This window comes from Microbacterium sp. BF1 (assembly GCF_019279095.1).
In the GTDB taxonomy this organism is placed as follows: Bacteria; Actinomycetota; Actinomycetes; order Actinomycetales; family Microbacteriaceae; genus Microbacterium; species Microbacterium maritypicum.
Map to the genome: position 1 here is coordinate 1 of NZ_JAGYWT010000074.1, position 7,898 is coordinate 7,898.

Below are 7,898 nucleotides of genomic sequence, written 5' to 3' on the forward strand. Positions count from 1 at the left end.
CCACTCGGCTGCATCTCGCCGACCCGCGCGGCATCAAGCGGCTCGCGGCGCGCTTCGGGGGAGCCATGGAGGTCCTGGAACCGGGTGTAGCCCGCGCGGCGACCAGGGAGTGGGCAGCCGCAGGACTCGCCCTCTATCGCCAACCCGAAGCAAAGGTTTGATCTGTAGACTGGATCGAACGCTCACCGACGACGGGAAACCTGACATGTTCGCTGGAATGCAAGGCTGGCACCTGCTTATCGTGCTGGCAGTGATCCTCCTTCTTTTCGGTGCGGCGAAGCTGCCGGCCCTCGCCAAGAGCATGGGTCAGTCCGCCCGCGTGTTCAAGGGCGAGATGAAGGCGATGAAGGACGATGACGCCGCTCGCACCGAGTCCGCAGCCGTCGACCCGACCACGGTGAAGGACTCGGGCATCGACCCTGAGACTCCGCCCCGCGCCTGACCGGCCGTGGTAGCCATCGAACCGACCGTGATGCCGAAGGCGGATCGGGATCGACGGATGTCGCTCGGCGCGCATCTCGTCGAACTGCGCAAGCGCCTCATGTTCGCTGCGCTCGCTCTCGTGGTCGGCATGGTCATCGCCTTTCTCGTGGCTGACCCGATCATCAACTTCATCACCGAACCGGTGCGCATCATCGCCGAGAAGCGCGGAGACGACTTCAGCGCGCTCAACTTCGGAACCATCACCTCGGCGTTCGACATGCGCATGCGCATCGCGTTCTCCATCGGCATCTTCCTGTCGGCTCCGGTCTGGCTGTGGCAGGTCTGGGCGTTCATCATGCCCGGCCTCACTCGCAAAGAGGTCAGGTACACGATCGGTTTCGTCGTGGCTGCCGTTCCGCTGTTCTTCGCCGGCTGCTACCTCGGGGTGATGATCATGCCCCACATCATCGAGCTCATGTGGAGCTTCACCCCGGCCGGAGCGACGAACCTCTACTCCGCCCAGGAGTACTACGACTTCATCTTCAAGCTGATGATCGTGATCGGCATCTCGTTCGTGCTGCCGGTGTTCCTGGTCGCTCTCAACCTCGCCGGCGTCATGTCGGGCCGAGCGATCCTCAAGGGATGGCGGGTCGCCATCATCATCGCCACGGTGTTCGCCGCTCTCGCGACGCCGGCCGCCGACGTCGTCAGCATGCTCATGCTCGCGGGTATCCTGATCGTCCTCTTCTTCGCCGCCGCGGGTCTCTCCCTGATCTTCGATCGACGCAAACGCAAACGCGACGAGGCATCAGGGCTTCTGCCGGATCCGGCATGAGTTCGCCCTCGGAGAGGTACGCGCGCGCGCAGGAGGCAGTGGAGCACCCGCAGTCCACAGCGTTCGCGGCGTTGCAGAAGTTCCAGCTCGACGCCTTCCAGGTCGCAGGCTGCCACGCGCTCGAGAGCGGACGCAGCGTACTGGTCGCAGCCCCCACGGGTGCGGGAAAGACCATCGTCGGTGAGTTCGCGATCCACCTCGCGATGCAGACCGCGAGCGACAAGGCGTTCTACACGACGCCGATGAAGGCGCTCTCCAATCAGAAGTTCAGAGAGCTGGTCGACGTCTACGGAGCCGATCAGGTGGGTCTGCTCACCGGCGACACCAACATCAACGGCAACGCCCGCATCGTCGTGATGACCACCGAAGTCCTGCGCAACATGATCTACGCCGACTCCTCGGCGCTGCGGGACCTGCGCTACGTCATCATGGACGAGGTCCACTACCTCGCCGACCGCTTCCGCGGCGCGGTGTGGGAAGAGGTCATCATCCACCTGCCGGCGCGTGTGCGCCTGGTCTCCTTGAGCGCCACCGTATCCAACGCCGAGGAGTTCGGTGATTGGCTGGACACCGTGCGCGGCGACACCGAGGTGATCGTCTCCGAGATCCGGCCTGTGCCGCTGGAGCAGCACGTGCTCGTCCGCGACGACCTCCTGCCGCTCTTCGACGATCGTGCCGGCCCGGCCACCGCGCAGGTGAACCAGGAGCTGATGCGTATCCGCTCCTCTACGGGCACGACATACGAGAACAACCGTCAGGCGCAGTCCTACCGCAGCGACCGCCACGCCGGTCGTCAGGCGAAGCGGCCTCAGCGAGGCGGCCGTCGTCCGGTACGCGCCGCCAACGCACGCCGGATCGAGCGGATGGATCGCCCCGACGTCGTGCGACTTCTGGAGCGGGCGAATCTGCTCCCGGCGATCTTCTTCATCTTCAGTCGGGTCGGGTGCGAGGCCGCCGTGCAGCAGGTGCGTCGGGCAGGGATCCGGCTCACCTCGAACGAGGAGCGTTCCGAGATCCGCGCCATCGTCGAGGAGCGCACGCGCACCCTCCAGGAGGAAGACCTCGGCGTGCTCGGCTACTGGGAGTGGCTCGACAACCTCGAGCGCGGCGTCGCATCGCACCACGCGGGGTTGCTGCCCGCGTTCAAGGAAGTCGTCGAGGAGCTCTATCAGCGCAAGCTCGTGAAGGTCGTCTTCGCCACCGAGACGCTCGCGCTCGGGATCAACATGCCGGCGCGTACGGTCGTGCTCGAGAAGATGGAGAAGTTCAACGGCGAGGCCCGTGTCGCCATCACCTCGGGGGAATACACACAGCTCACCGGGCGCGCCGGGCGTCGAGGCATCGACGTCGAAGGTCACGCCGTGGTGCAGTGGACCGAGGGCATGGATCCGCAGGCGGTCGCGGCGCTCGCTTCCCGCAGGACGTATCCGCTGAATTCGAGCTTCCGCCCCACGTACAACATGGCTGTGAACCTGATCGACATGTTCGGCAAGGTCAGGGCCCGGCAGATCCTGGAATCGTCGTTCGCGCAGTTCCAGGCGGACCGTGCCGTCGTCGGGCTGGCGCGTCAGGTGCGCGAGGCCGAGGAGTCTCTGGCCGGCTACCAGAGCGCGATGGCATGCGAGCACGGAGATTTCCCCGAGTACGCGGCCATCCGGCGCGAGCTGAGCGACCTCGAGAAGAAGAACCGACAGGATTCGAACGCGCCGCGTGCGTCGCGCGACAAGCGCATGAAGCGCATGCAATCATTGCGCACGCAGATGCAGCGCCACCCCTGCCACCGCTGTCCCGATCGTGAAGCTCACGCGCGGTGGGCGGAGCGCTATTGGAAGCTCAAGCGCCAGAACGACCGGATCCGTCGTCAGATCGAGACGCGCACCGGTTCCGTCGCGCGCGTCTTCGACCGTGTCATCGAGGTGCTGGAGACACTCGACTACATCGTGGACGACGGCGAGGAGACCACTCTGACCGAGGCCGGACGCACCATGCGCCGTATCTACGGTGAACGCGATCTGCTGGTCGCCGAGTCCCTGCGCCAAGGCCTGTGGGCCGGTCTCGACGCCCCCTCACTCGCCGCCATGGCGTGCTGCCTGGTGTACGAGCCCCGCATTCGCTTCGTCGCGGCGGGGCTCACGGTGTCTTCGGAGGTGAAGAACCAGATGTCGCCGGCATCGTCCATCTGCCGGGTCGACATCGGTCGACTCACGAGGTTGCCGTCGTCGTCGGTGGTGGTGAGCATCGTGATGTCGATGTCCTCCACGAGCTCGGCGACGCGGGCGAGGGCTTCGGGTCCTGTGATCTCGGTCATGGCATCAGCGTGCCGCCTGCCGTGGTGGTGGTCACGGGCATTGACACCGTGGCGGTGCCGTGACAGGGAGGTGCCGGCGTCTCGCAGCGACACCCCGGCGTTGCGGCCCGCGGTCGCACCGTCGCATGACACCCTGGTGACATGATCGACGAACCACTCCCCGAGGCCCTCAGCTCCGAGATCAACGCCGTGCTCGACGACGCGGGAGTGCACGCCGATCGACGATTGATCATGCGCATGGTGCGCACGGCGATCCTGCTCGGCGTGGACGGTGCCGATCGTCTCGACCTCAAGATCGCCTCGGCGGCTCTGGCTGAGATGCGCGATGCGTTCCGGCTGTTCGCGCCGTTCCGCGGAGTCCCCAAGGTGACCGTCTTCGGATCGGCCCGCACCCGGCATGACGATCCGCTCTACCTCACGGCTCGCGATGTGGCGGCGGCCCTGGCGGGCGACGGCTGGATGGTCGTCACGGGTGCCGGACCCGGCATCATGCAGGCGGCGTCGGAGGGAGCGGGCCCCGCTCTCTCGCTGGGCGTCTCCATCCGGCTGCCCTTCGAGGAGAAGCCGAACGGCTTCGTGACCGGTCAGGACCACGTCGTCGCGATGAAGTACTTCTTCACACGCAAACTCATGCTGATCAAGGAATCGCGTGGATTCATCTGCCTTCCCGGCGGATTCGGCACTCTCGACGAGATGTTCGAGCTGCTCACCCTTCAGCAGACGGGGAAGGCCGAGCCGACCCCCATCGTTCTCCTCGACGAGCCCGGGGGCACCTTCTGGCAGGGTCTGCGCAGCTTCATCGACGATCACCTCGCTCCGACCGGGGTGATTTCGGAGGGTGACTTCGACCGCGTCGTGATCACGGATTCGGTGGAGGCGGCGCGCGCGGAGATCACCGGGTTCTGGCACAACTACGACTCGTTGCGGTGGGTCGGCGACGCCTTGGTGCTGCGCCTGAAGGCCGTGCCGACGGATGACGAGATCGAAACGCTCAACCAGCAGTTCGCCTCGATGCTCTCGACGGGCCGGATCGAGCGGACGGCTCCGCTGCAACCCGAGGTCGCCGACGACGACAAGCTCGACCTGCCGCGTCTGATCCTGCACCTGGATCAGCGGCAGGTGGGCAACCTGTTCCGGCTGATCGGAGCGATCAACGCGCTTCCGTCTGCTCCCGCGCGGTGATGCGGGCCGCGAAGTCCGTGAGGTCGACGGGGCGATCGAGGATGCGCTCCGCGGCCCGGTGCCCGGAGTAGAACGCCGCACCGACCGTTGCCGGTTCGTCGCCCCAGGTGGCTTCGCCGGCGAAGTGCAGTACCCCGTCGACGGGCCCTGCGAGCACGTCGTGGTCGTGATGCGTGGAACCCAGTGCGAGGTGCGAGTAGGAGCCGTTCGAGAACTCGTCCTCACCCCAGCGGGTGACCCAGTGGGCGAGCGGCTCGCCCACGGCATCCGGGTAGAGGACCCGGAGCGCACTCACCGCGTCGGCGACGATCTCCGCATCGGGAAGCTCCTGAATACGGCGACCGAAGGGTCCGGCGGCGAAGGTCAGCAGTGTCGGGATGCCGCTGACGGCGGAGACGTCGTACCAGGAGTGCCAGTGCTCGCCGGCCTCGCCGAGGGCACGGATCACGTAGGTCCCCTCGTTCCAGAAGCGCTCGGGGAACTGGACGAACACCTTGTTGAAGACGCCCATCCCGAGCCGGGAGACGGGGCCTGCGACCGCGTCGGGCAGTGCCGGCTCGAACGCGATCGTCCCCGCCTTGAGCACCCCGAGGGGCACGGTCACGATCGCCCTGGCGGCCCGGTACTGCGTCTCGCCCGCGTGCACGACGACGCCGTCGCCCGACCGGCTCACCCGCGTCACGACCGTCTCCAGGCGCACATTGAGGCCGGAGCCGATGCGTCGGGGCAGTTCGTCGTACCCGCGGGGGAAGATCACCTCGTCGCCCTCGATCGCGTCCTCGTCGAGGCCATGGGCGTCGAGGTCGCCGATCCAGGCGCCGCACTGCTCCTCGACCCGATGGCGGAAGAACTCGCGGATGTCGTCGATGCGCTCCGGGGCGAATCCCGACCGGTCGAGGGCACGCTCGGTCACATCCAGGTAGGTGTCGCCGGGGGAGGAGGCGGCGATCTCCTCCACGAGCAGACGATCGGCCATGTCGACGTCGGCGATCCACTGCGCGGTGGCCCCCTCGTCCATCGGATGCCCGTCGCCGTCGAAGTTCTCGATCGGGCGCCCGCCCACCTGGAAGCTGCCCACGGTGTATTCGATCGCCGGGATCCTCAGCGCGTGGACGAGGTTCCACAGAGGCGAGTCCTCGATCCCATGGATCCACGACGCGCCGAGGTCGACCGGGAATCCGGCGCCGCGGTCGGTGTGCATCCGACCGCCGATGCGGTCGCGTCCTTCCAGGACCACGACGCTCTGGCCCGCGTCGGCGAGCATCCGGGCGCTCGTGAGCCCCGACATCCCGGCGCCGATCACGATCGTGTCGAATGTGCTCACGTGCTCCTCCTCGAGCGGCTCCCGTATCCCGACGACGCCGCCGCCGTGCGGGAGCCGGTGGGCACAGGGTATCGTGGTACGGATGTCGCGCGTGCGAACAGGCGCGACGAGAGCTGAATAGAGAGGCCGTCATGGACATCGAACTGAGTCTGCTGCGAGGGATCGAGAAGGAGAAGGCGATCCCCTTCGAAGAACTCGTCGCCATCATCGAGCAGGCGATCCTGACCGCGTACTCCAAGCACGTCGCCGCCGACGGCGTCACGCCCGAGGGCGTTCGCGTCGACCTCGACCGCAAGACCGGCCACGTCGCCGTGCTGCAGGTCGTCAAGGACGAAGAGGGCGCGATCATCGGCGAAGAGGACGCCACGCCGGACGATTTCGGGCGTATCGCGGCCTTCGCCGCCAAGCAGGTCATCAGCCAGCGTCTGCGCGACATCGCGGACGACGTCGTGCTCGGTGACTTCAAGGACAAAGAGGGCGACATCGTCGCCGGCGTGATCCAGCAGGGTCCGAACCCTCGCATGATCCACGTCGATCTCGGAGCCGTCGAGGCGATCCTGCCCCCCGAGGAGCAGGTGCCGGGCGAGGAGTACACCCACGGTTCACGCCTGCGCGTGTACGTCACGAGCGTCGCCAAGGGACTCAAGGGCCCGCAGATCACCGTCTCCCGCACCCACCCGGGGCTCGTGCGCAAGCTCTTCGCGCTCGAGGTGCCGGAGATCGCGGCGGGACTGGTCGAGATCGTCGCGCTCGCCCGCGAGGCCGGCCACCGCACGAAGATCGCGGTCAAGGCGAACGACCCGTCGATCAACGCCAAGGGCGCCTGCATCGGCGAGATGGGCCGTCGCGTGCGCGCCGTGACCGAGGAGCTCGCGGGGGAGAAGATCGACATCGTCGATTACGACGCCGATCTGCCGACCTTCGTCGCCCACGCCCTCTCGCCGGCGAAGGTCACGAGCTCCTTCGTGCTCGATGCCGGCACCAAGGCCGTCCGCGCCCTGGTGCCCGACTATCAGCTGTCGCTGGCGATCGGCAAGGAGGGTCAGAACGCGCGTCTGGCCGCCAAGCTCACCGGTGCGAAGATCGACATCCAGCCGGACAGCGTCCTCGACTGATCCCCTTCGGCCTTCCGCCGCGCCCGGGAACGGGCGAGGCGGGGTGAAACGCAGGTGTAAGATGGAACCCGTACGAACGTGCGTCGGTTGTCGCACGCGTGCTCCCCGCTCCGCCCTTCTTCGGGTGGTGGCCCAGAACGACACCCTCATCCCCGATGAGAGTGCTGTCCTGCCGGGGCGCGGCGCGTGGGTGCATCCGACACCTGATTGCATCCAGGCCGCTCTGCGGCGACGAGCTTTCGGACGAGCACTGCGTGTGACCACTCAGCTGGACACACGGACCTTCGAACAGCACCCACCAAGAAACAAAGGCTGAACAGCTATGGAAACAAAGTGAACGGCTCGAAATGAGACCCGTCCGCGACTAGTGGTCTGCCCTGTCTGGGTGGACCGACTCAGACAGGAGAATTGTGGCTGGTAAACCACGCGTACATGAGATCGCCGCCGAACTCGGCGTCGACAGCAAGATCGCACTTGCAAAGCTCAAGGAACTCGGCGAGTTCGTGAAGAGCCCGTCTTCGACCATCGAACCGCCGGTGGCGCGCAAGCTGCGCGCGGCGATCGAGGCCGACAGCTCGCTCAATCGGTGAAGGTGCCCTTCTCGGTCGAGGTGACCGTGCGGGTGACGGTCTGCGCGCTGGTCAGCGAGCCGATCGAGATCGACGCCTGGTTCAGATCGCTGCCGTCGATCGGGTCGATGCCGGGGAAGTC

7 protein-coding genes and 2 pseudogenes are annotated in these 7,898 nt (G+C 66.7%); 7 read left to right on the top strand and 2 right to left on the bottom strand.

Annotated elements, in window-relative coordinates; translation table 11 throughout:
- The first annotated feature begins 205 nt into the window (after positions 1 to 205).
- From tatA to KZA10_RS04440, 3 genes and pseudogenes are all read left to right on the top strand, one after another.
- Positions 206 to 442: a Sec-independent protein translocase subunit TatA gene (tatA, locus tag KZA10_RS04430; protein WP_017830628.1), complete on the top strand. Its 237-nt coding sequence runs from the start codon at positions 206 to 208 to the stop codon at positions 440 to 442.
- A gap of 57 nt (positions 443 to 499) precedes the next feature.
- Positions 500 to 1,258 carry a twin-arginine translocase subunit TatC gene (tatC, locus tag KZA10_RS04435; protein WP_031206159.1) on the top strand — a complete coding sequence of 253 codons (759 nt, stop codon included), beginning with the start codon at positions 500 to 502 and terminating at the stop codon, positions 1,256 to 1,258.
- Positions 1,255 to 3,366: pseudogene (locus tag KZA10_RS04440) on the top strand (DEAD/DEAH box helicase); the annotation flags it as partial. The gene tatC and the pseudogene KZA10_RS04440, both read left to right, overlap by 4 nt.
- On the opposite strand, the gene KZA10_RS17715 reads toward KZA10_RS04440, so the two are convergent.
- Positions 3,255 to 3,566 carry a pyridoxamine 5'-phosphate oxidase family protein gene (locus KZA10_RS17715; RefSeq protein WP_306300790.1) on the bottom strand — a complete coding sequence of 104 codons (312 nt, stop codon included), beginning with the start codon at positions 3,564 to 3,566 and terminating at the stop codon, positions 3,255 to 3,257. The pseudogene KZA10_RS04440 and the gene KZA10_RS17715 sit on opposite strands and share 112 nt — an antisense overlap.
- A gap of 141 nt (positions 3,567 to 3,707) precedes the next feature.
- Between KZA10_RS17715 and KZA10_RS04450 the strand changes: the two genes are divergently transcribed.
- Entirely contained in the window at positions 3,708 to 4,748 is a 1,041-nt protein-coding gene (locus tag KZA10_RS04450; RefSeq protein ID WP_218682280.1) for a TIGR00730 family Rossman fold protein, read from the top strand.
- Here KZA10_RS04450 and KZA10_RS04455 read toward each other — a convergent pair.
- Complete coding sequence (locus KZA10_RS04455; RefSeq protein WP_141386379.1) at positions 4,717 to 6,072, bottom strand: FAD-dependent oxidoreductase; 1,356 nt, start codon at positions 6,070 to 6,072, stop codon at positions 4,717 to 4,719. The genes KZA10_RS04450 and KZA10_RS04455 overlap by 32 nt on opposite strands.
- 131 nt (positions 6,073 to 6,203) lie before the next feature.
- On the opposite strand from KZA10_RS04455, the gene nusA reads away from it, so the two are divergent.
- From nusA to KZA10_RS04470, 3 genes and pseudogenes are all read left to right on the top strand, one after another.
- Positions 6,204 to 7,187, top strand: coding sequence for a transcription termination factor NusA (gene nusA, locus KZA10_RS04460; protein ID WP_055868799.1), 984 nt, complete (start codon positions 6,204 to 6,206; stop codon positions 7,185 to 7,187).
- Between the two features lie 61 nt (positions 7,188 to 7,248).
- Positions 7,249 to 7,503 (top strand): YlxR family protein, encoded by a 255-nt coding sequence (locus KZA10_RS04465; RefSeq protein ID WP_081603931.1) that lies wholly within the window; start codon positions 7,249 to 7,251, stop codon positions 7,501 to 7,503.
- A 94-nt stretch (positions 7,504 to 7,597) separates the two neighbouring features.
- Positions 7,598 to 7,759: pseudogene (locus KZA10_RS04470) on the top strand (translation initiation factor IF-2 N-terminal domain-containing protein); the annotation flags it as partial.
- Positions 7,760 to 7,898 lie beyond the last annotated feature (139 nt).